General features: G+C 38.1%; 42 protein-coding genes and 1 tRNA gene. 8 read left to right on the top strand and 35 right to left on the bottom strand.

Annotated features, from left to right (window positions below):
* Positions 1 to 497: 497 nt before the first annotated feature.
* From I592_RS05460 to I592_RS05310, 33 genes are all read right to left on the bottom strand, one after another.
* On the bottom strand, positions 498 to 995 hold the full coding sequence (locus I592_RS05460; protein WP_010781213.1) for a hypothetical protein: 498 nt from the start codon (positions 993 to 995) through the stop codon (positions 498 to 500).
* A 272-nt stretch (positions 996 to 1,267) separates the two neighbouring features.
* Positions 1,268 to 1,447 (bottom strand): hypothetical protein, encoded by a 180-nt coding sequence (locus tag I592_RS05455; protein ID WP_010781215.1) that lies wholly within the window; start codon positions 1,445 to 1,447, stop codon positions 1,268 to 1,270.
* Positions 1,448 to 1,481: 34 nt separating this feature from the next.
* Entirely contained in the window at positions 1,482 to 1,673 is a 192-nt protein-coding gene (locus I592_RS05450; RefSeq protein WP_010781216.1) for a hypothetical protein, read from the bottom strand.
* Entirely contained in the window at positions 1,670 to 1,843 is a 174-nt protein-coding gene (locus I592_RS21605; protein WP_010781217.1) for a hypothetical protein, read from the bottom strand. The genes I592_RS05450 and I592_RS21605 overlap by 4 nt, the downstream gene beginning before the upstream one ends.
* Positions 1,840 to 2,235 carry a YopX family protein gene (locus I592_RS05440; RefSeq protein ID WP_010781218.1) on the bottom strand — a complete coding sequence of 132 codons (396 nt, stop codon included), beginning with the start codon at positions 2,233 to 2,235 and terminating at the stop codon, positions 1,840 to 1,842. The genes I592_RS21605 and I592_RS05440 overlap by 4 nt, the downstream gene beginning before the upstream one ends.
* Positions 2,219 to 2,518, bottom strand: a complete 300-nt coding sequence (locus I592_RS05435) for a hypothetical protein (RefSeq protein WP_010781219.1) — start codon at positions 2,516 to 2,518, stop codon at positions 2,219 to 2,221. Before I592_RS05435 ends, I592_RS05440 begins: the two co-directional genes overlap by 17 nt.
* Positions 2,519 to 2,665: 147 nt before the next feature.
* Positions 2,666 to 2,920, bottom strand: a complete 255-nt coding sequence (locus I592_RS05430; protein ID WP_010781220.1) for a hypothetical protein — start codon at positions 2,918 to 2,920, stop codon at positions 2,666 to 2,668.
* Between the two features lie 90 nt (positions 2,921 to 3,010).
* Positions 3,011 to 3,229, bottom strand: coding sequence for a hypothetical protein (locus tag I592_RS05425; protein ID WP_010781221.1), 219 nt, complete (start codon positions 3,227 to 3,229; stop codon positions 3,011 to 3,013).
* 36 nt (positions 3,230 to 3,265) lie between these two features.
* A complete protein-coding gene (locus I592_RS05420; protein ID WP_010781222.1) occupies positions 3,266 to 3,445 on the bottom strand; it encodes a hypothetical protein in 180 nt (59 codons plus the stop codon).
* A complete protein-coding gene (locus I592_RS05415) occupies positions 3,433 to 3,711 on the bottom strand; it encodes a hypothetical protein (RefSeq protein ID WP_010781223.1) in 279 nt (92 codons plus the stop codon). The genes I592_RS05420 and I592_RS05415 overlap by 13 nt, the downstream gene beginning before the upstream one ends.
* A gap of 159 nt (positions 3,712 to 3,870) precedes the next feature.
* Positions 3,871 to 4,149, bottom strand: a complete 279-nt coding sequence (locus I592_RS05410) for a DUF6275 family protein (RefSeq protein ID WP_010781224.1) — start codon at positions 4,147 to 4,149, stop codon at positions 3,871 to 3,873.
* A gap of 52 nt (positions 4,150 to 4,201) precedes the next feature.
* Positions 4,202 to 4,378: a hypothetical protein gene (locus I592_RS21600; RefSeq protein ID WP_010781225.1), complete on the bottom strand. Its 177-nt coding sequence runs from the start codon at positions 4,376 to 4,378 to the stop codon at positions 4,202 to 4,204.
* Complete coding sequence (locus I592_RS05405) at positions 4,379 to 4,570, bottom strand: hypothetical protein (RefSeq protein ID WP_010781226.1); 192 nt, start codon at positions 4,568 to 4,570, stop codon at positions 4,379 to 4,381.
* Positions 4,567 to 4,761, bottom strand: coding sequence for a hypothetical protein (locus tag I592_RS05400; RefSeq protein ID WP_010781227.1), 195 nt, complete (start codon positions 4,759 to 4,761; stop codon positions 4,567 to 4,569). The genes I592_RS05405 and I592_RS05400 overlap by 4 nt, the downstream gene beginning before the upstream one ends.
* Positions 4,762 to 4,786: 25 nt before the next feature.
* Positions 4,787 to 5,248, bottom strand: a complete 462-nt coding sequence (locus tag I592_RS05395; protein WP_010781228.1) for a class I SAM-dependent methyltransferase — start codon at positions 5,246 to 5,248, stop codon at positions 4,787 to 4,789.
* A gap of 32 nt (positions 5,249 to 5,280) precedes the next feature.
* The gene (locus I592_RS05390) at positions 5,281 to 5,793 is read right to left on the bottom strand and encodes a hypothetical protein (RefSeq protein ID WP_010781229.1); all 513 of its coding nucleotides are present in this window, start codon (positions 5,791 to 5,793) and stop codon (positions 5,281 to 5,283) included.
* A 1-nt stretch (position 5,794) separates the two neighbouring features.
* Positions 5,795 to 5,998 carry a helix-turn-helix domain-containing protein gene (locus I592_RS05385; RefSeq protein ID WP_010781230.1) on the bottom strand — a complete coding sequence of 68 codons (204 nt, stop codon included), beginning with the start codon at positions 5,996 to 5,998 and terminating at the stop codon, positions 5,795 to 5,797.
* A gap of 72 nt (positions 5,999 to 6,070) precedes the next feature.
* Positions 6,071 to 6,463, bottom strand: coding sequence for a hypothetical protein (locus tag I592_RS05380; protein ID WP_010781231.1), 393 nt, complete (start codon positions 6,461 to 6,463; stop codon positions 6,071 to 6,073).
* 22 nt (positions 6,464 to 6,485) lie between these two features.
* Positions 6,486 to 7,487 (bottom strand): tyrosine-type recombinase/integrase, encoded by a 1,002-nt coding sequence (locus I592_RS05375; protein ID WP_010781232.1) that lies wholly within the window; start codon positions 7,485 to 7,487, stop codon positions 6,486 to 6,488.
* A 19-nt stretch (positions 7,488 to 7,506) separates the two neighbouring features.
* Complete coding sequence (locus tag I592_RS05370) at positions 7,507 to 7,710, bottom strand: hypothetical protein (RefSeq protein ID WP_010781233.1); 204 nt, start codon at positions 7,708 to 7,710, stop codon at positions 7,507 to 7,509.
* Positions 7,707 to 8,003 carry a hypothetical protein gene (locus tag I592_RS05365; protein ID WP_010781234.1) on the bottom strand — a complete coding sequence of 99 codons (297 nt, stop codon included), beginning with the start codon at positions 8,001 to 8,003 and terminating at the stop codon, positions 7,707 to 7,709. Before I592_RS05365 ends, I592_RS05370 begins: the two co-directional genes overlap by 4 nt.
* On the bottom strand, positions 8,000 to 8,251 hold the full coding sequence (locus tag I592_RS05360; protein ID WP_010781235.1) for a LexA family protein: 252 nt from the start codon (positions 8,249 to 8,251) through the stop codon (positions 8,000 to 8,002). The genes I592_RS05365 and I592_RS05360 overlap by 4 nt, the downstream gene beginning before the upstream one ends.
* Entirely contained in the window at positions 8,248 to 8,658 is a 411-nt protein-coding gene (locus I592_RS05355) for a DUF1064 domain-containing protein (RefSeq protein WP_010781236.1), read from the bottom strand. The genes I592_RS05360 and I592_RS05355 overlap by 4 nt, the downstream gene beginning before the upstream one ends.
* Positions 8,655 to 8,942: a hypothetical protein gene (locus I592_RS05350; RefSeq protein ID WP_010781237.1), complete on the bottom strand. Its 288-nt coding sequence runs from the start codon at positions 8,940 to 8,942 to the stop codon at positions 8,655 to 8,657. The genes I592_RS05355 and I592_RS05350 overlap by 4 nt, the downstream gene beginning before the upstream one ends.
* Positions 8,935 to 9,771, bottom strand: coding sequence for a DnaD domain-containing protein (locus I592_RS05345; RefSeq protein WP_010781238.1), 837 nt, complete (start codon positions 9,769 to 9,771; stop codon positions 8,935 to 8,937). The genes I592_RS05350 and I592_RS05345 overlap by 8 nt, the downstream gene beginning before the upstream one ends.
* Positions 9,772 to 9,821: 50 nt before the next feature.
* Entirely contained in the window at positions 9,822 to 10,745 is a 924-nt protein-coding gene (locus I592_RS05340; RefSeq protein WP_010781239.1) for a recombinase RecT, read from the bottom strand.
* Positions 10,746 to 11,693: a YqaJ viral recombinase family nuclease gene (locus tag I592_RS05335; RefSeq protein WP_010781240.1), complete on the bottom strand. Its 948-nt coding sequence runs from the start codon at positions 11,691 to 11,693 to the stop codon at positions 10,746 to 10,748.
* Entirely contained in the window at positions 11,644 to 11,799 is a 156-nt protein-coding gene (locus tag I592_RS21595; protein ID WP_010781241.1) for a hypothetical protein, read from the bottom strand. Before I592_RS21595 ends, I592_RS05335 begins: the two co-directional genes overlap by 50 nt.
* A 52-nt stretch (positions 11,800 to 11,851) precedes the next feature.
* Positions 11,852 to 12,052, bottom strand: coding sequence for a hypothetical protein (locus tag I592_RS05330; RefSeq protein ID WP_010781242.1), 201 nt, complete (start codon positions 12,050 to 12,052; stop codon positions 11,852 to 11,854).
* Entirely contained in the window at positions 12,049 to 12,324 is a 276-nt protein-coding gene (locus tag I592_RS05325) for a helix-turn-helix domain-containing protein (protein WP_010781243.1), read from the bottom strand. The genes I592_RS05330 and I592_RS05325 overlap by 4 nt, the downstream gene beginning before the upstream one ends.
* Positions 12,325 to 12,861 carry a helix-turn-helix domain-containing protein gene (locus I592_RS05320; protein ID WP_010781244.1) on the bottom strand — a complete coding sequence of 179 codons (537 nt, stop codon included), beginning with the start codon at positions 12,859 to 12,861 and terminating at the stop codon, positions 12,325 to 12,327.
* Between the two features lie 80 nt (positions 12,862 to 12,941).
* On the bottom strand, positions 12,942 to 13,196 hold the full coding sequence (locus tag I592_RS05315) for a hypothetical protein (RefSeq protein WP_010781245.1): 255 nt from the start codon (positions 13,194 to 13,196) through the stop codon (positions 12,942 to 12,944).
* A complete protein-coding gene (locus I592_RS05310) occupies positions 13,193 to 13,417 on the bottom strand; it encodes a helix-turn-helix domain-containing protein (protein ID WP_010781246.1) in 225 nt (74 codons plus the stop codon). Before I592_RS05310 ends, I592_RS05315 begins: the two co-directional genes overlap by 4 nt.
* 130 nt (positions 13,418 to 13,547) lie before the next feature.
* Between I592_RS05310 and I592_RS05305 the strand changes: the two genes are divergently transcribed.
* The 5 genes from I592_RS05305 to I592_RS05285 all read left to right on the top strand — a co-directional run bounded on the left by I592_RS05305 (position 13,548) and on the right by I592_RS05285 (position 16,695).
* On the top strand, positions 13,548 to 13,976 hold the full coding sequence (locus I592_RS05305) for a helix-turn-helix domain-containing protein (RefSeq protein ID WP_010781247.1): 429 nt from the start codon (positions 13,548 to 13,550) through the stop codon (positions 13,974 to 13,976).
* A gap of 8 nt (positions 13,977 to 13,984) precedes the next feature.
* Positions 13,985 to 14,419, top strand: a complete 435-nt coding sequence (locus I592_RS05300; protein ID WP_010781248.1) for an ImmA/IrrE family metallo-endopeptidase — start codon at positions 13,985 to 13,987, stop codon at positions 14,417 to 14,419.
* Positions 14,420 to 14,491: 72 nt separating this feature from the next.
* Complete coding sequence (locus I592_RS05295; protein WP_010781249.1) at positions 14,492 to 15,166, top strand: hypothetical protein; 675 nt, start codon at positions 14,492 to 14,494, stop codon at positions 15,164 to 15,166.
* A gap of 159 nt (positions 15,167 to 15,325) precedes the next feature.
* Positions 15,326 to 15,550, top strand: a complete 225-nt coding sequence (locus I592_RS05290; RefSeq protein WP_010781250.1) for a hypothetical protein — start codon at positions 15,326 to 15,328, stop codon at positions 15,548 to 15,550.
* A gap of 2 nt (positions 15,551 to 15,552) precedes the next feature.
* The gene (locus I592_RS05285; protein ID WP_010781251.1) at positions 15,553 to 16,695 is read left to right on the top strand and encodes a tyrosine-type recombinase/integrase; all 1,143 of its coding nucleotides are present in this window, start codon (positions 15,553 to 15,555) and stop codon (positions 16,693 to 16,695) included.
* Between the two features lie 96 nt (positions 16,696 to 16,791).
* Here the strand turns inward: I592_RS05285 and I592_RS05280 are convergent.
* Positions 16,792 to 16,862, bottom strand: a tRNA-Gly gene (locus I592_RS05280).
* Positions 16,863 to 16,991: 129 nt separating this feature from the next.
* Between I592_RS05280 and I592_RS05275 the strand changes: the two genes are divergently transcribed.
* Positions 16,992 to 17,336 (top strand): thioredoxin family protein, encoded by a 345-nt coding sequence (locus I592_RS05275; protein WP_010781252.1) that lies wholly within the window; start codon positions 16,992 to 16,994, stop codon positions 17,334 to 17,336.
* Between the two features lie 69 nt (positions 17,337 to 17,405).
* Here the strand turns inward: I592_RS05275 and I592_RS05270 are convergent, their stop codons facing one another.
* Positions 17,406 to 18,044, bottom strand: coding sequence for a redox-sensing transcriptional repressor Rex (locus tag I592_RS05270; RefSeq protein WP_010781253.1), 639 nt, complete (start codon positions 18,042 to 18,044; stop codon positions 17,406 to 17,408).
* A 202-nt stretch (positions 18,045 to 18,246) separates the two neighbouring features.
* Between I592_RS05270 and I592_RS05265 the strand changes: the two genes are divergently transcribed.
* Positions 18,247 to 20,166 (top strand): ABC-F family ATP-binding cassette domain-containing protein, encoded by a 1,920-nt coding sequence (locus I592_RS05265; RefSeq protein WP_010781254.1) that lies wholly within the window; start codon positions 18,247 to 18,249, stop codon positions 20,164 to 20,166.
* 66 nt (positions 20,167 to 20,232) lie between these two features.
* Positions 20,233 to 20,895, top strand: a complete 663-nt coding sequence (locus tag I592_RS05260) for a C39 family peptidase (RefSeq protein ID WP_010781255.1) — start codon at positions 20,233 to 20,235, stop codon at positions 20,893 to 20,895.
* Positions 20,896 to 21,146 lie beyond the last annotated feature (251 nt).

Genomic DNA, 21,146 nt, shown 5'->3' with positions numbered 1-21,146 from the left:
CTATTGACGTGACCGGGATCGAACCGACCTCATTTCCAACTCTAACAGTCAGACGCATCACCATGATGCTACACGTCCACCGGAGGAGCTACCTCCTAGCATATGCTTTCGGGTCAGATGCTTAGCGTTGGCCAGTTTACTAAGTCCTCCCTAAGTCACTGGAGTGGCACCGCCCCACTCATGGTTGCCTAAGCATTAACCTCGCACGCATGCAACACGTCTTCTACTTCCGCCACAGTGACATAAAGACGGCATGCTCAATGTAGAAATCATTATTTCATGCCGCCAATTGTTTGCCTACTCTGTTTCCGCAAAGTGGCAGTGTAGTCAAAAAGAGAATAATCCACCAAGCTAGACGTTTGTATGTTAAGAGGTATAAGGAGAAACTTCATGCCAATAAAGTTAATTTGAGTCGTCTGCTTGATGGATTAATCACATTTATTTCACGCTATCATAGTAACACTTTTAATGTACACTCGTGGCGCCACAAATGCGCCCTATAACCAATCAATTACAACATCCACTCCAAAGATAAATACCGATAACTGCTCAACAGCTTTTTTTATCCACTTCCCTATCGTCCTTCGATCAACAGCATATCTCGATGCAATGTATTCATCAGCAAAACACTTAGGCAGCAGGTACTTCATGTTTAAAATATCATAGGCTCGTTCATCTTCTGCTTTTAGTTCAACTAAAGCCTTATCAACATGTTTCATTAATTTAGCCGTTTTCGCCTTATGTTCTAGTAGACTATCTACATCGAAGCGCCAGTCATTCCACATCGAAGCAAAATCTTCTTCGACTTGTTCCTCTACAATTTTGCAGTGAGTTTTTAGTCTGTAGTAATTCCTCAAGAGTGTCCTTGTATTATGGTATGAATTGGACCTTAGCTCTTTTCGCCTTTGCTTAGTTGCTTCTACTAACCCAGCAACTACTTTCTCAGCAATCATATCTAACTGAGATTCTGGTAGTTCATGTACCTGAATTTCCAAATCGTTTCCTCCCAATCAAATTATTCCCCAAAGTATTTGTTATGCACAAATTAACAGCTTTATCCACAATATATCGTAGGAACGTATTTTCGCATACAATATATAGTGTTATTAGTTATTCAATCACTTTTTTACTAATTCGTCACCGATACTAAATATCCTTGAAAATGCAAGTCCAAATAGAAGAAGAAACGAGAAGAATACACATTCCTTGAAGCTTGTACCTGAAAATCTCAACGCATAATACATTACTAATGCCATGAAATAAGGAATCATTTGTCATCCTCCTTGTATAGTCTTTTGCTTTTTCGCAATATCCCTGGCAATCCGAGGCTCATAAAATTACCGACTTGCCAAAGACCACCATATAATAAGAAAGATCCAAACCAAAACACAGCAGCAATATTCGTTAAAAAATTTAAAACATTGAAAATAATTTTGATAACACTCATTTTTAAACCTCCTTCATTGGCGACGATCCCGGATCTACTCAAAGTCTTGACTGCGAATCAATTCTCGTGCAAATGAACAGTTGACAATCTCATTAATGGACTTTAAGTAATCACCAAGTTCTTTTTCAGCTTTTTCTTTTGCATCAAACATCGTGGCAGCATATACGACTATCGTGCAGCCTAAACCGTGTTTATTTGTGTACCTAACCATAAATTCATCTTTCACTTCGGCACCCCCAACAACTCTGGCTTAACTTCTAAAATAGTCGACTCATGAATTGGTGGATAAGCGAGATTATGATCTGTAATCAAATCATATTTGCGCTCTCCACATTCGCAGTGACCGCACAAAACAACTTTTAACGTATGCTGCTCGATTAGTTCTTTTAGTTTCATTCTATCGCCTCCAACAACTCCGGATTCTCATAGATGTTGCCGATAACATCTATATCAGCATTAACTTCACAGAGATCGTCGCAGATATTTTCCCATTCATAAATGAATTTTCCTTCATCGTAAATTACTTTTCCATTTACTTCTAAGTGGTCATCCCATCCTACATCCCCTTCAAATATCTCCACGCCGTTCTTGTCTTTCAGTCCTGTTGATTGCATGAGTTCGATGTCTTCAAAATCAAATATTTCAGTAAAGCACTTTTTACCTTTTAAATCGTCTCTCTTTACTAAGCATTCCATTCCTAAAAAGTCGGGTTTTGCATCCGCAACTACTCCGTCGGGATGGTTTGATAAAACTCCTGGTTTTACCCAAGCTCTAAACTTCGGTATCATTGTTTTCCTCCGATCGATATTTTCTAACTTTATCTTCGTAAATGGCAATTTCTTCTTTGGTTGCCGGAACCAGCCTATACGTGTCGAATCCAGCTCCAAAATGGCAGTAGATATTTTTATTGGCCCATTGATACCAATCTCCCCATGCAAGCTGCGTTAATTCGTCATCTTCTAAGATATCGTTCCAAATATCATGATTAGAAATTTTTGTGATTTTGGCAAACGCTGGCGGGCTTGCATCGGATATTTTATAAATTTTACCGATTTCGATATCCGGTATCATATGTTTCACTTCCACTTCTTATTTGATGTACAATACATATGAGCTGGTACTCCTTTTTTATTGATCCTCAATGTCCAGCTCACTGACCGCAGCCACCTCATAGGTTGCGGTCTTTTTCTATGCAGTTGGGTCGGTTACCGGATCTATTTAAATAAGCAGATCGATAACTTTATGAGCAAATTCAATTTCTTTTTCAGCCGATAACTCATCACTGCACCAAGACTGAACATAATCATTTAGAATCTCGATGATATTGTCTTCATCGATCAGCTCTTCACGTTTCTCTGCGATTTCTGCTGCGCGAAATATGCCACACCAATAACCAATTTCTTGTGGTTTATCCATTATTAAATCAGGATTGGGACCTGCTTCTTCTCTAATGGCTTTTGCTATACCACTCATTCAGCCACCTCTTTCAAAATTTGAATTGCCTTTTCAATACCTGGTCGTTCATGCCCCGTTGCTCTGAACGCGAGATAGCTTTCGAGTATTCTAATCGCTTTTTTCATTTGAAAGACCCCATTCCGCGAAGGCTGCTAGGACTTGGAACATTTCAATATCAAACAATTCAAAATACTCTTTAGGGTATTGCATTCTTTCCGGATTAGATGCTCTATTGATCAGTAGAAAGATTGTTTGAAATGGATCTTGATATGGACTCTCATTCTGAACTTTAAGCCACTCTAATACACGTTGTTGTTGCTTATTCATAATTACCTCCTTGATATGCTGAGTTAGTTTATCTCTTCATTTAACCTTACCCGCTTCTTTCTCTCCGGCCTCTAGCTTCATAGCTAATCCATGAATAATACCCAAAGCTTTCATAGCGTCCACACGGTCAGCTGCTTTTAAACCGCCTTTGCCATCCTTAATTTTTCGTAATTCGATTGATGCTTCTCTCAATAAATCAATATTTATAGTTTCCATATTCCTTCCTCCATCTTTTTATGCCGTTCAACTTCCGCCTCATACTCTTTATCCGCATAGTGAAATCCCTTTTTTTCTAACGCGTTCCATGCACGAGTTACCATTTGATTTGTCGGCGGATAATGCCAGACATCCTCGTGACGAAAATAAACTTGAATTCGAACATTGTTTTCAGAGGTTTCAGAATGCTCTAATTTTAAGAAAGTCAAATCTTTCCCGTTAATTCGAAATGGTCTTTCAATTTCTGGTAATTCGCTGTTATTCATAAATAAACCTCCCTAATTGGCGTGAATCATTTACCTTTTATCTCCAATAAATCGAAATAGGAAACAAGGTATTGATCACCGTCGGCAAATGTTACCTTAAACAAATGAAGATAACAGTGCCGAGCTTCTCCTATTTCTTGAAAACGATCATGTTGCGGATCAGTCACGATTATTTTCATATGGCACACAAATATTTTCTTGCTTTTTATACACATCTAAATACATTTCGCTCTTATCACCGTTATAAGTGACCTCAAAATAAAGACCGTCACCACTTCGAGATGTAGATATCAACGCTTTATTATTTTGTAACGCTTTGACTAACCACACTACATAGAGCTCTTCCTCTTTCAATGCCGAATACAACGATCCTTTGCAATCATTAAAAGCCCTCACGATTGCGCCTTTTGCCGCTTTAATAAATTCTTTATCTCCCATATTCTTTTCCTACTTTCTGTATTTCTCTCCGTTGTACCCGTCGTTAACGGAACTATACTCGCCCGTATCCGCCATACTCCTTAATATCTCCGTGGGTATCAAAACCACATCTCGTACAATGCCCGGCTTCTTCTATGTCTAGTGGATAGGGACCAGTTCTAAACTCATAGCTTTCAAAATTATGACCTTTCAATTTGCACATCCACCGTTTGATAAACATTGGTATCATTTAAATAGACTCCTTTTTATCTTCGTAAAGAATTAATGCCGAGTATTGGACAGGTTCATCATCCTCATTTTCCGTTTTTAGCGCTGTTGTCGAATACTTAACATCGATAACATTTTTTTTATGAGCTAAAACCCGAACCAATCTTTTGTAAAAACAAGATGAGGATGAACTTGCTATGTGTTCAACTTTCATTCGTCGTCCTCCAATGCAAAACCAACAATCGTTTTAAAATTAAACACTGCATGCCTTTTTACTTGCGACCTAACACCAAAATAATCAAATGAAATCATGTCAGTGTTTATCCATTCATGTTCAAAATTTTCAACTCTTTCAAAATATGAAGTTGAACCATTTTTAAACCAAATTACTAGCGTTTTATTCATTACTTTTCCTCCTTTGTTTCCTCCGTTAGCTGACTTCTTTTAAGAAAACTGTCCAACGTGTTTTACTACGTTTATCACCAAATAAAGGCTTGTGATCGATATAGGATAATACTTCTCTGAAACTAATTTGATCAGTATTCCATTTGAAAACTAGCGTTCCATTAGGTTTTAAAACTCTCATACACTCATTGAATCCATCGTGAATCATTTTTGGCCAGTTGCCGTCAAGCTTGCCGTACTTTTTGGCCAACCATGAATTTTCACCAGCATTGACCATATGCGGCGGATCAAATACGACTAAATCAAACTCATTATCAGAAAAGGGCATTTCTGTAAAATCGGCCAGAACGTCTGGATCAACATTGATTATGTGCCCTGTATCTAACTCCTCGTAATATTGCCTTTTGTCCATATATGTTGTGATTGGATTGTCCTTATCAAACCAAAACATCCGACTACCACAACAGGCATCTAATACTTTTGCCAAACGATCACTCCTTTCCTATGCTAATGCCCCAGTTATCCGCCAATTGTCGCAAACGGGACTTCCCAAAAATAATCATTAAACTTCTCTTGTTCTTTATTTTTTGTCAGCTCACCATTGATGATCTCGATTTCTTGTGTGAATTCCATTCCCATTTCAAAGGTAAAAATCTTTATATCAAGTTCATACTGTTTTGATAGTTCAATGAAATTTTCTGGACTAGCTGCCCATGCTTGCTTAAATCCAAGAATTTCCAATTTATAAATATCTGCTTCGTAATCGTGATAAAACTGAATACACTCTTCTTCAATAAATGCTCTTCGAGTTTTATCAATATAGAATCCGCCTTTACAATGAATATCTGTCTCCCAGTCTTCATCATGTGTGATATCTACTTCTCGATGAGAATAAACAATCTTTGGCAAACCATGTTCATCCACACCGTCATAACCACGTTCTGGATACCCAAGTAGGCCTTCTCTCAGAAATTTGATAATATTTTCTTTCTTGCCTCTTACCTTCAATGTTCCCTCGGCCCAATTCGGCATATCATTCATCCTTCTTTCTCAATTCATCTACTGTGATATCAAGTGCATCTGCTATTTTGCAGACAAGTTCAAATCTCGGGTCTTTTATGTCTCCAGTCATAAGTCGTGACATGTGCGCTGTTGATGTGCCGATATTTTTAGCTAGGCGGTACTCTGTCAATTGTTTTTCGCTTAACCGTTGTTTTATACGTTCTACATCTAACATTGCTCTCAGACCTTTCTATTCACTTTTAAAGTAGCTTACTTAAGTAAGCTATTGCCCCAGTTTTAGGAGCTTTTACTTTTTGCTAAGAACTTTAGCTTTTGAAAAATCAAAGTACAGTCCACCATCATCCAACTTTTCAGGGTATAATCCGTAACTATTCATTTCCAAATCCCATCCGTTTAACTTTTCCAATAAATGAATAAAACGTTGATTGGACCAAATCGGATTTTTGCATTTGGTATTCTCTTTCTTGTAGAATTTAGTAGCTCCTGGAGAGTTCTTAGTGCATGGCATAATTGCTAATAGTTTCTCTTCACTGTTCAAGTAAATTTTCACATGATCGACATAATCCATTCGAGCTGATAACGGTTTATTGAATCTCATGTTATGTTTTGAAACGAGCAAACGTGGTTCCCTTTCAATATTCCCGATTTCAATTAATTGAAACTTTCCATTTAATTTCATGCTTTTAGTCTCCTTGTTTGTCTTATGCGACATATTTCTCGTGTTCTAACTTCAGATCCGATCCGCTAGTATCAATATATTGCAGCGTCGTATCAACATCCGTGTGTCCAAGAAAGCGCCTTACATCGTTTAGGCTCATTCCTCTCTTCAGAGCAAACGTTGCTGCAGTTCTTCGAAACTTATGCGGATGTGCGTGAGCTACATGAGCACGCTTTGCAATCTCTTTGACCATTTTTTGAATGCCATTCGAAGTCATCTGTGTTCCAACTCCATGAAGTCCGCATATGATCGAACCTTCAAAATGTGGTTTAATCATTAAGTAATTATCAATTGCCACTTTAGCGCGAGCGTTGACGAAGACCGTGCGCTCCTTATTGCCTTTTCCAATCACTGTAATGGTCCCTCTTTGTTGGTCGTAATTTTCCATTGCTAGCATGGTTAACTCAGTGACTCGACACCCCGTGCTAAGCAATAGTTCAAATACTGCTTTTTCTTTTGGTTTCCTACAGGCGTTCCGCATTAGTTCCACTTCAATCGGTGTGAAGGCTTTTTTTAGTCGCTTCTCCACCTTAATAGGTTCAACACGTTTTGCTGGGTTCTTGGGGATATATTCTTCCTCGAACAGCCATGTATAGAACCTGCAGATGCACCCGCGTTCACGATTCAAAGTGGCACTTGATAAATGATCCTTCATGTCGCGGTACGCGATATACAACCGAATGTCTTGAGTTGATACGTCCTTGTATTGTTTCTTCACTGATCTTTGGAAGGCGTCGATTGTCCTCATAGCGAGTTCTATCGTTCCATTGGATAAATTGCGCAGTTTCATTGACACAAAATATTGTTTATATGCAGCAATGTCACCCGATTCATCGTATATGACCAGATCAGTATTCTCTTTTTCAACACGTATATGATTTAAATTGATTGTTAGTACAATTTTCAATTTCTTAAGTTGATTAACTTCAAGTTCAGGCTCCATGTTACGAATGACAGAATTTATAAACTGCTCTTTCATTTCCACGTGTATCATCCTTTCAAGGTCATCTCACGTAAATATTAAATTGTTTTTCTACCTCTTCACGAATAATCTCCATTGGTTTCGAAATATTTATAAACCAGTCATTTGCTGCTAAAATCTCGCTGATTATTTGGTCTTTCGGAGTATTGATTTTATAGTCTTTAGGCATAGTAAGAACGAAAACCCTAACTTTCTTATCAATCCAGCGACGCTCCCACATTTTCATAGCGACCCCTCCAGATACCTATACGTTTTTCCAAAACTATCCGTTCCGTTTTGTCTAGCCAAGTTCTTGATATGTGTTTCAGACAGATTTGACCGTTTCGCTATTTCAACACAAGTTCCAGTTAAAACGACCTTATCTCCAAGACTCACTTGAATCATTTTTCTCGGTCTTTTTGATGATTGGTTCCAGATTTTCTTACCTAGCGCATTAGCCTCTTTCTGGATTGTCTCGTCTTTCCAATAATTCGGATGGGCCATCAGGTGTCTAAAACGCTCTTTATCTGTCATTTTCATGAACACTTCAACTCCTTGACGCGATCTCTTCCGCTTTCGGTCATTCGGATAGTTCTGAAAGCTCCTGGTTCAATTTTTAATAGGTTCATAGCTTTCAATTGCCAGAGATAGGCGCTGACAGTTGAAGTGGAAGGGATTCCTGTGTTTTTTGATATTTGCCGAATTGTTGGTGGATAATCATGTTCTTTTATAAAGTTGTCGATATAGAGTAGGACCGTCTCTAAACGTTGGCTATTCATTTTACTCATAAGCGAACCTCTTTTCTCTTGCTTGTTGGCATATTGAAAGGGTAGTGAACAAATCCATATCGGGTCTTTTTTGCTAAGACAATTACTATGCCTAGCTCTCTAGCGATCATCTTGGCTTTCAAGCGGAAATCCTTTGTCTCAACGCCTTTTACATCCACAAGACGAACGATTTCCCCTCGGTGATAAAAGGAGTAATCAGCGACGTACTGCGTCTTTTTAATCGCCCACTCGTTTAGCTTTAAAGTCGGCATAATATCAATGCGATCCTGAAGTTTCAGCTCATAGCCATACTCTTTCGCGTAGGCAACGGCGATAGGATAATAGTCAGCCTCAGCGATTGAATCGAACCAATGACCGTACCGATAAACTTTTTTGTTGCCGTATTTGGTTCGTTTACGAATAGTCATGCGCTCACTCCCTGTTTAAACTGAAGCTCATAGAGCCTATCTATGCCCTTGCCTCTCCAAAACTTGTAGGAATTATCCTTCAAGCTCCAAAACTCGTTTTGGCCTGGATATAAAGCCAAATAGAGCATGATCATAAATTTTTTAAATTGCCAAGTTTCGTCAGCGTTGTTTGGTATTTTTTTCAATGAGTCCAAACAGCCTGCCATAATCTTTTGGTATTTCGCTGGTAGGTAATCAACAATTTTCGTTGCTAATTCAACATCACTAACATCCGTATCAATCATTTGGTGTCACTCCCAAGTCAATTAGTTTTTGTCTTGCTAGCGCAGATGCCTCTGCTTCTGTTTTCGGGTTTGCTATGTGATCTGGCAATTGTTCGACACGTCCTTTAGCTTGCTTTTGAGTCTTCTTGCTGTACTTGCCTACTAAGTGATTTTTGACTTTTTCCGGCGTATCAAGCTTCAACTCTTCCCAATTTTTCAATATCTTGTTGAGATAGTTATAATTGCGAGCATCGTGTTCAAGCATATCGTTGATAGCTAGAATCACAATCTCGTCTTGTCCTCCAAAGTCATTGACCCAGTATTCAATTGATTGTCGAACGAAAGGTGCTTCTGCTGGGTTCACTTGATTCAGCCAGTAAGTCACCGCGCTATTTTTTGAATTTTTAGACTTATTTGATTCAGAAGCATCAGTCAAGTTAGTGTCTAGTTTAGGTATGGTACTAGTAAGATCTTTATGTTCTACCGTTTGTGATACAGGTTGCACAACCTTCTGTGATACTTCTTGTAAACCAGCTGTGTTACTGTTGGTAAACCGTTTGTTATACAAGCAGGTAATTTTGTACTGTGGTTTATCGGAATTCTTCTTCCCTTGTCTGTATTCTATGAGGTTCAATTGAGTCAGACTATTACGAGCTTTAGCTAATCCTGGAATAGAAAGCCCTGTAAGATCGGTGAGCGCCGAATTTTTCAAAGGAAACCAGTCATCTAATTTGTCTTCATCGTTCGCGTAGTCTAATAACTCGCGATACAGATTATTTTGACCAATTGAGATATCGATTTCGTTTTGTTTCAATTTACGGTACTCTCGTCTTTGTTTAAAATAGTCCAAAATGCAACCTCCTTTCTATCTAATAGTCAAGAGGGAGAAAACTCCCTCTATTAAAATGGGTATTCATCGTCTTTCAATGGTGGCTGCTTATCGTTAAATAGAGCAGTTTGATTTTCATTGGTCGGTTTTTCATCAACCTTTTCTGCTTCTTTTCTATCAGTTTCGATTGGCTCAGCTTCATTCAATGCGGTCTCTTCAATCAAGTCGTCATTATCATCAAGTCGAAATACTTTTTCATCGGAAGTCACTGCTGTCTGCATTTCTACCGACAAGATTCCCCATTTAGCAAGAAGGTTACGTAGTACTGTTTTTATGGCCATCGAATCATAGTTATCTTTCCAAGCGCCTGTTAATTTTTCTTTGTCGTAACCTTTAGCATTTTTAATTCGATGAGCTTCGATTTCTTGTTTCGTCCAATAAACTGTTTTTTTAAATCCATTCAATAATTCGAAGAAACCTACATAACCGATGACTTTATCTGAAGCCTTGGCTGAATAATCAAAAATAAACTCTTCTGTGAGGGGATTCCATTCAATCAGTTGACCTTCATACACTTCTAAAGCGTTCAATGCTTTGTACTGACCAGAACGTTGGGCTAGTTGAATATATCCCTTGTATCCTAGTATGAATTGCGCTTCATTATGCGTGACCCAGTCTTTTCCAACTTTTTCTTTTCTATTAAATGGAACGACATATGCATAACCTAAATTCTTATCAATGGGTAAATCCATGGTCGCAGCTTTTAATGCAGAAGCAATAATCGTCATTGGTTCTGCATTTGAAAGATAGTTATCTCCTCCAACTAAAGTCATCAATGATCCCATGAAGGAATCTGACTTCTCATGGAGAATATCCTGAAACTTCTTTTTCATAGTTGGTGTATTCATTAATGCTTTGAACCCTAATGATTGAGCGCTGACTTCTTGCGATTTCTGTTCGCTTAACTGATTTTTTAAAGTATCATTTGTGGCCATTTATTTGATCTCCTTTTCAGCTAGTCGTTTAAAACTAGACGTTTTGTAAATACTAGAATCTTTTACTACTTCTGGATATTTCTCAGCTAACAGCTTTTTATCAAGTGAAGTCCGTTCTTGTGACTTCCACGAAACAATGAATTTAGGGCTTATACCGACCACTGCATCATTTTTTCCAAGTTCCGATTTTATTTGGTTATCGATCTTCTTAATCTGAGTCTGAATTTCCTTTTCTGATTTCTTTAGGTCCCGTTTACTTTCGATCAATTCGTCATATTCGCTAGATAAACTGATTTCTTCGGTTCCCTCTGTTGAATAGTGATTCTTTATAAACTCGGCGGTAGCGTCGCTACCATCGATAGGTGGTTCCATTCCTGTAATAACATTGATTTCCCAAAATTCGACTAGTCGCTCAGTTATTATGTCAATCAATTCTTGATCCCGTTCTACCTTTTTCCAAATGAACTTTTGTCCACCAATTAAGACAGCGACGTACGCAAATTCTCTATTTAAAACGTTCATATAATGTTGTATTTGACAAAGATAGCTCATTGGGATCTCTTCGCCATCCCATTCTTTTGATAAGAAGCTATTCGCTGTTTTACATTCCAATATGGCATTTTCACCGACAACATCTCGATCAATATTGGCTCTCAAAAATGGATGCAACGCGTGCTCAAATACTTGATTACGACGGCGAACTTTTTTTCCAGTTCGTTCGGTAAATTCTTTTGCGACTATTTCTTCTAAAACATTGCCCCAATAGGCTGGTTCGCTATTTGAATCATCCAGTTCCACTTGTCCTGTTTTCTCTAGCCATAGTTGATAAGGTGATTTCCACTTATTTAATCCAAGAATAGTTCCAACATCAGATCCGCCAATACCTTTTCTTCTGTCTTCAAGCCATTCGTTGTGAGTCATTTCGATTGTTGATTTTTTCACCATCATCACCCCACCCTTCTAAATTATCAGGAGAGTCTTTGTCAGTATTTTGTGATACATTTACAAAAATATGACTCTCTGTATCAGCCATTGCGGTATCATAATCAAACATGTTATAATCCTCCTAGATATTAATTCGTTAGTGACTTACTTTTGCTTGCCGGCTAGTAAGTCTCTTTTTTTGTGCGTTGTTCGTACTCTTTTTCGTCATAAACCATTGTTGTTGGGACTAATACGCCTGCTAAAATAATGCAGATAATCATCATCAGGATATTTAATGACTGCATAGCACTAAGTTTTAGCATCAGAAGAAGCCCAGCAACAAAAGCTATTCCTAAGCCACGAATGATTTTTATTTTCCTCATGCTGTCCCCTCCAATTTTTGATAAATTGAATTTTTACTTAATAAATCAACTGCCTCTACATTAAGAGCTGCAGCAAGTTTAACCACTGTTTCCAACTGAACCCTTTCTTTGCCTTGCCAGTCATTTTTGATCCGAGTGATCACTGCCAGTGAAACGCCACTTTTTTTAGATAGTTCATTATTTTTAATGGGTTTTCCGTAACACATACATAAAACTAAATTTCTAGAAAGGCATATCGCTAAATCCTTCATTTCTTTTTCTGAATCAATCATCTAATCACCTCCGAAATAACCTTCTTCAATCCAGCGCGGCATGAACATCTCTGTCAGATCCATCACACTCATTTCAAGCCGTTCACATAGTGCAAATAGATACTGATTATTTACAATGCACGCTTCCGCTTGTTCTCTAGCCAAATCTAGTAGTTTGTCATATGAAGATTCATCAAATTCAACTTTTTTACATAAAATACGTCGCAGGTCTCGATCCTTTTGCTTCTCATCTCGCTCGTCTTCTTCAAGTTCTCTTAGGTCATCCAATTTTGAAATATCTAAGCTGTATGCTCCGTCCATTGACTTTGGTAGTCCTAAATAGTAATAACTAATTGATTGGGCTAAAGTAGAATCATTTGCAATTTGACTTAATAACACGGCATTGTCTGGTGTAACTGGCCCTGCCTTTTCTTTTGTCCAATCTGTTATAGATTGAGCGGTAACATGTATTTCCTTTGCCACTTGTCGTTTTGTAATACCGGTTCTCCCAAGCCATTCATTCAACGGCTTATCCAACTTTCTTGATGTTGTTTTCAAAAAGAACACCCCTTTCTTACTTTCCTAAGTTTTAATCAACTTCGTTTTACTTCATAATCAATTTAAAGCTTCATCCAAACCTATGAAGCTAAAACTGGAACGCTTTCGAACTGCCATTTTGAGTTAATAAAGTCGATAATTTCTTGTGCAGTTTCGTCGTTCGATAAAAATCGTATTAGCATTTCATCAGTGCCACCCGGCTCCATAAAAAACGAGCCTTCTATTCCGGGTTTGACATCGAATTTTCTTTTGAGCGCCGGAACTAGCATTTCAATATATTGATCTAGGAATCCAGACGCTATTGTTGCTTTGATTGTTTGTGGTTTGTCTTTCATTTCGAAGCCTCCTCGGAATTATTACTATTAGTATTATTACTAGTACGCAAAATATCATCAACGGTTACGTCTAAAGCGTCTGCAATACGAAGAAGTGTTTCGATTGATCCTTTTCGCCTGCCGGATTCAATGGAAACTATCATTGAAACTGACATTCCTATTTTTCTTGCAAGCTGCTCTTGAGTTAAATTTGCTTTTTCTCTACAATGTTGCAAATTCATTTCATCACCACCTTATGTACACATTGTAATATTACATTAAGTACAAGTCAACTCTTTTTGTACATATTTTTTTGTTTTTATTTCGTTTACTAATAGTACAAGTTATAATACTAATTGTGGAGGTGTATATATGACCACTGGAGAAAGAATATCTCAACTCAGAAAAGAACATTCAATGACGCAACCGATGCTCGCTGACAAATTATCAGTAAGTCAAAGTACTGTGACTAGCTGGGAAAATGATAGACGAAGTGTAAGTAATGAAGACTTGCTCAAATTATCCTCACTGTTTAATGTTTCAACAGACTATTTATTAGGTAACACTAATAAAAGGCACTATTACGATTTAACAGAAAAAGACGAAAATTCTATTCAAAATCAACTTGAAGAGATGATTGATGACCTGTCTCAAGGCGGGCCACTTGCATTCTCTAAAGATGACTCTGAAATAGATAAAGAAACTAGAGAACTTTTAATAGCTTCTTTAGAGAATTCGTTGCGAATAGCTAAGATAGAAGCTAAGAAGAAATTTACTCCTAAAAAGTATCGTGATAAGTAGGTGGTCTTATGGAATTACCGAGTGTCGATAGTAAAATAAGTGAGCTTGTTTCAAATTACGAGACCAGAGACCCTTTTCAATTAGCCAAATTATTGGGGATTTCTGTAATAGAAGAAGATTTGGGAGAAATTTACGGCTACTATAATCGGGCTAATCGCATAAAGATGATTCATATAAATAGTAGATTAAGCGAGGCAGAACAACGATCCACAGCCGCACATGAGCTTGGGCATGCGGTTCTTCACCCAAGCGAAAATACGCCGATGCTGTCCAAAGTTACTATCGTGTCCGAATTAAAAATTGAAAAAGAAGCAAACTATTTCGCTACAAATTTGATTATTGATAAAGAAAGTTACTTTGATGAAAGTGAATTTCAGGATGTTTGTGTTTACGGATTGTTAGAGAGTCATGGATTACCGGAACATTTTGCTCGATATATTTAACTATTTATTTGGCGACGCTTACTACCTGCCATTAAGTGGGAGTAAAAAATTAATTATTTAGGGGGAAAAAGAATGAAAAACAGAAAGTTTATAGGGGTTCTAGTTCTTTCATTGATATCAATAGGAGTTCTAGGTGGTTGTAGTTCCAACAGTAACGACGCATCTTCCGATAGTGCGAAAGAAGTAAAGAGTGCTGAAAATACTTCTAAAGAAGCTGTTAAAGAGAAAAAGAATTCAAAACTTTTAGTCAATGATAGTGATTTTGGCAAAGTTGCCGATAACGCTTCTGATGGTGAGAATATTGAAATTCAAAGCAAACAAGACTATACTACGAATTTCTCAGATAATTCTTGGTCTGGAGTTAATTTATCAATAGATAAAGTTTCAGTCGTCAAAACTACGGATATTGTTGATTATTCAGATGATACTTATACCGGATTTGTTGCTGTTCATTTTAATGTTGAGACTCCCCAACAGGATGTTTCTATTTATCCGACACAAGCAAAAATAGTAACAGATTACGGCGAACAAGTTGATGATGGCGGTGTATTTAACTTCGATACTTGGGATGGAGACTTGATGAAAGGCACAAAAGAAGATGGATGGGGAATTTATCCATTGTCTAAACTAACGGATGCAAACTCAATTAAGACATTAAGATTAACTATCGATAGTAGTTACGACACAGATAATTACGATGATGATAATGCTTATCATACTTATGACATTTCGCTCCAACTTCAATAGAAAGATTAGCCTTCGGGCTTTTCTTTTAACACCTAAAACGAACGTACGTTTGATTATTCGATATAAAATCAGAAAATATTTATGCATAAACAAATGAACGAACGACTTTTTCAGCTATAAATTGATTAATGAATCTAAAATCAGAAAGGAATGTTTTTTATGTATAGTGCAAAACAAATGAAAGAAAAATTAGATTTACGATTTCCTGAGTCAAAAAAGGATTGGAAGCTTGATTCTAATAAGCTTTATAGCGAGCAAGAATTCCAAATCATGAAATTCGATCATAAAAAGGAAATTTACAGACCCATTAGAAATGGTAAAACAGTAAAAATACCAATATTAGCAACTATTGATCTAGATAACAATAAATTATGGAGTGAGTGATTATGGCTGAACCTAAACGCCTTGAAAATGGTAACTGGCGGCTTCGCTTTCGATACAAAGACCCCATTACCAGTGAATGGAAAGATAAAATGATCACTGATGTAACAAAAAAAGCTGTGAATGCAAAAAAGGTCGATTTTTTAGCTAAGGTTTCAAGTGGAGAAATGGTCAAACAAACTAATCTAATTAATTTTTTTAACGAATATGTAGAGACCTTTAAAAAAGGCAATGTATCAAATCGAACACTTCGCCGCTACGTCCTTACTGGTAAAAATCTTGAACAGTTTTTCGGCACAAAACAGACATTGGCCGGTATAACGAAGTTAAATTATCAGAAATTTTTGAACTGGCTTGGTAGTGAAGGAGGACAAAAAGGCGATCCCTTATCGAAAAATACGGTAAAGAACCGGCACGAAATTTGTAAAGCAGTTTTTCTCGAAGCAATGGATATGAGAATTATTTCCTCTAATCCAGCAAGAAACGCAAAGCTTACGGGTGTAGATCCAATCCACAATAAAGAAATAACGATAAGTTATGAAGATACTAAGAAATTTAGAAGTACCCTTCTCGCTCGTCCTGATACCATTAGTAAATATTTTGTATTGACCCAACTTTACACCGGGTGTCGTTATCAAGAAGTAGCGGCACTATATTGGACTGATCTAGATGAACAGCATGGTTTAATCAACATTGAACGAGCCTATCAATATGATGAAGAAGATCGAGGTCTAGGAGATACTAAGACTCCTGACGGCGTTAGAGGTGTCGATGTTCCCTATTCCCTTTTCATGGAATTAAAGAAACATAAAAAGATTCAAAATGAACGAATTGTTTTAGGCAAAGTAAAAAATCCTAGAAATTTAGTTTTCGTAAATGAAAGAAACACTTGGCCAATCACTAATGATGCTGTAAACGATTATATAGAAGAAACTTGTAAATTAGCCGGCGTCCCTCGCATCACCTCTCATGGTTTTAGACATGCTCGAGCAGACGCTTTAATACTTGCTGAAGCTGATCCGATTTATATCAAATCTCAACTTGGGCATAAGAACATTTCACAGTCATATGAGTATGCTTCAGTTACACAAGAGAACCGCAAAAAAAACAAAGAGAAAGTATTTAATTACATGAAAGACCTCTTATAATTGTCTTTTTACGCTGTTTTGTGGATTTTTTGTGGAATCACTAAAAAAAGAGTGCTATAAATCCCTTGATACCAAAGGTTTAGCACTCTTTCACGAAGCGGGTGACGAGAATCGAACTCGCGACGGAAGCTTGGGAAGCTTCTGTTTTACCACTAAACTACACCCGCAGTACATTAGAGAGTATAACGCTTTTTATGAAATCAAACAACTATTTTTCTCAAACAACTAAATTGACAATTTGACCAAATCTGATTATCTTACAGATAGTAAGTATTTTTTAGGAAAGGATGTTTGCCATGGAAAAATTGAGCATGGTTCAAGAGTCTTTATCTAATGAAGCAAATAATGTCGTGTTCATCTCTTCTGAAACTTGCAGCATCTGTCATGTAGATGAACCGAAAGTAAGAAAGCTTGCCAAAGAGGCATCTATTCCTTTTCATCATTTAGACATTCTGCACGAACCAGAATTGGCAGGCTTTTTTGAAGTTCTGACTGTCCCCGCCGTTTTGGTCTACCACGACGGAAAAGAAATTGCGCGTCAAGCCCGTTTTATTGATTTCACCACTTTAAACGAGTTGTTGCAGCAATTGCCAAAAGATTCGGAAACCACGGATTATCAAACGTTATTCGGTGAGCAGTAAGCGAAACATTTGAGTTTCAACACCTCTATAAGTAGACAGCAAAAAAACTGAGCAAAGGCTCAGTTTTTTTTATTTGTCGTTGTTGTTGTGGTGCAAGAAATAAATCAAGGTCTGCAATTCATTGGTCAGATCCACGCTTTGGATAATAACATCCTCTGGTGCAGTAAGACGAGCGGCTGTAAAGTTTAAGATTCCTTTGATTCCAGCTGCCGCTAATTGATCCACCACTTGTTGCGCTTGTTGTGCTGGTAAAGTCAGAATAGCGATTTCGATTTGTTGCAATTTGATCTGTTCGACCATGCTGTCTAATGGGTACACAGGGATGCCATCAACGATACGTCCTACGATATCTTCTTTAACATCAAAGGCGCAGCTTACACGGATGCTGTTGCTTTGATGGAACTTGAATTTTAACAACGCGCTTCCCAAATTACCGACACCGACTAATGCGACGTTGGTCAACTGGTCGTCATTTAAGATTTTACCGAAGAAATGCATCAAATCTTCGACATCGTATCCATATCCACGTTTCCCTAATTCACCAAAGTAAGAAAAGTCCCGACGAATCGTTGCGCTATCGACCTGGATCGCCTCACTTAGTTCTGTAGATGATACTTTTGTTTTTCCAGCATTATTTAAAATACGCAAATACCGATAATATAACGGCAATCGTTTAACAGTCGCTTTTGGAATTGAATGTTCTTTCACAATAACTCTCCTCTATCAAAAATTTTCGTAAATGTTGACTACTGCACTATAATAGCAAGAATCTTAGTGAAAATGCAACGCACTTGCTCGAAATTTTGTGAAAAAATCACGATTAACTGAAATGACCGCTTCCAATCGCAAGGTCTGCGAAAATATGATAGACTTAATCCATTCGGAAAAATAAATTTAAGGAAGATATCCAATGATTTTATTACAAGCAAATCAAATTGCTCGCTATTTTGGCGCAGACACGCTATTTGAAAATATCCATCTTGAAGTCGCAAGCAAAGCACGGATCGGTCTCGTTGGACGAAACGGTGCGGGCAAATCGACACTACTAAAAATTATTGCCAGTATCGAAGCACCTGATGCGGGGCAAGTCATCAAAAATAAACAAGCCACGCTGGGCTACCTCGCTCAAGATACGGGGTTGGACTCAACAGAAACGATCTGGAACGAAATGCTGAAGGCTTTTGAAAAAGTCCGTCAAATGGAAGCACGAATGCGGGAAGTCGAAATCGCTATCGGTGATACCCCAGAAACTGAGGCTCGCTACGCTTCTTTATTGAAGGAATACGATCAACTGCAGCATGATTTCAATGAACAGAACGGGTACGGCTATGAAAATGAGATTCGAAGCGTCCTTCACGGGTTTAAATTCGATGACAGTTTTTACGATAAAGAAATCAGCACTCTTTCGGGTGGTCAAAAAACGCGTCTTGCTTTGGCTCGTATGCTGTTAGTAAAACCAGACATCTTGATTCTTGATGAACCCACCAACCACTTAGACATCGAAACACTGGCCTGGCTGGAAGATTATTTACAAGGCTATGCGGGTGCTCTCTTAATTGTCTCCCATGACCGTTATTTTTTGGATCGCGTCGTAAATGAGATTTATGAAATTTCTCGCCATAAAATTCGCCATTATAAAGGAAATTACTCTCGTTATTTAGACTTAAAAGCCGCGCAGCTTGCTAGTGACTGGAAGGCGTATGAAAAACAACAGGAAGAAATCGGAAAGCTTGAAGATTTCGTCGCCCGCAATTTAGTCCGCGCTTCAACGACAAAACGCGCCCAAAGCCGCCGCAAAACATTAGAGAAAATGGATCGGCTAGACCGGCCGGATGGCAAGGAAAAATCAGCAAGATTCATGTTCGATATTGATAAAATTTCAGGCAACGTGGTCCTGCAAGTTGAAGAAGCAGCAATCGGCTATGAGGAAACGTTGTCCGAGCCAGTGGATCTAGATATCCGTCGTGAGGATGCCATCGCCCTTGTCGGACCAAACGGGATCGGAAAATCTACGTTATTAAAATCCTTGATCGGACAGCTGCCCTTCATCAAAGGGACTCCCCATTTTGGAACCAATGTGACGATCGGATATTACGATCAAGGGCAGGCGGATCTCCATGGAAATAAAACGATTTTAGCTGAGCTTTGGGATGAACATCCGACGACCCCCGAAAAAGAGATTCGAAGTGTTTTAGGTGGCTTCCTATTCAGTGGTGAGGATGTCGAAAAGACAATTCCGCTACTGAGTGGTGGGGAAAAAGCTCGTGTCGCTTTAGCAAAACTATCAATGAACAGAGAGAACTTTTTGATACTGGATGAACCTACCAACCATTTGGACATCGACAACAAAGAAGTGTTAGAAAACGCGCTGATCGATTATCAGGGCACCCTGCTCTTTGTTTCTCATGACCGTTATTTTATCAATCGCATCGCAAACAAAGTGATTGAATTATCTCCAGAGGGCAGCAAATTATACCTTGGTGATTATGACTATTATTTAGAGAAAAAAAGAGAAGAAGAAGAAATTGCTGAATTGCAAGCGAAAGAAAATGACCCTGTTGAAGTGCCTAAAAAGAAATTTCATCAGGACAAAGAACAGCAAAAGCTGATTCGCAGCTTACGTCGTAAAATCGAGTCGATCGAGGAAAGCCTCTCTTCTTTGGATGAAAAAATTGATGCACTTGAAACACAAATGAGTCATCCGGATATTTTGAATGATCATGTTCAATTATTAGAATTGACGAATGAATTGGAAACGGCTAAAGCATTTCAAGAAGAACAGCTCACAAGCTGGGAAGAACTCAGCTTGGAATTAGAAGAATTTGAATAAGTACAACTTTTGCCCGATGGCACCTCTCTCCTTTTTTGTTTTACTATAGGAGTGGAGGTGTTTTTTATGAAAAGACGATCTCGTCCCTTTTCTATTTTATTAGGCATCGTTTTAGTGTGCGCAAGTTTAGGCGCCCTCTCGTTGAAATTTTTTCCATTTAGCAATAAAGCAAATAGTCAGCAGAGTTTTTCTGCTTCCGCCAATCAATACCTGCAAGAACATGGTCAGGATTTTTCATTGATTTTACAGACAGATCCGCGATGGTCCGGAAAAGCATATGGCAGCGGTTCTGATAGGAATGATTTAGCCACAAACGGCTGTGCGATCACTTCTTTAGCCATGATTCTTTCCTTTCAAGAAAAGCGAACAGTCTATCCAACAGAGATTCTGCAATGGAGCGGTGATCGCTATTATGAAAATGGACAAGGAACTGCATGGTCTATATTTCCTGCTTTTGCTGAACATTACGGTCTGACTGTTCAGAACCTTGGGAAGGATCAAGGAAAGATCCAGCAGTATTTGAATCAGAACCAGCCATTGGTGGTATCAGTCACCCCTGGTGAGTTTACAGAAGTCGGGCACATCATGGTGATCAAAAAGGATGTCCAGAGTGATCAGCTTATCGTTTATGACCCGAATGACAGCCCGGAAAAAAATCACTACATGCAAAAATATTCACTCGATTCCCTTTTGCCGCAACTCGCAAACGTATGGGTATATACAAAATAAAGCTGGTGCTTACGCACCAGCTTTATTTTTGGGGGTTCCTGCTTTCACAGGGGAAAAGAATTACTTTAGGGTTACACTTATCTTACGTCAAAGATTTGAAAAAGCTATGAGCTTTTTGATGCAAAGTAAGAAAAAAATGTGGCGTATTTATGAATGTCCGTCAATTTACCTCTCCTTCTTTTTTTACACGGTGCCTCTAATTCCTCTTCATTAATGAACGCTTATTTCTCTTTCTTAACAAAATAATAAGC

Source organism: Enterococcus gilvus ATCC BAA-350 (genome assembly GCF_000407545.1).
GTDB classification, from domain to species: domain Bacteria; phylum Bacillota; class Bacilli; order Lactobacillales; family Enterococcaceae; genus Enterococcus_A; species Enterococcus_A gilvus.
Note: the sequence above shows the minus strand (reverse complement) of the source record. Positions and strands in the feature narration are given on the sequence as shown.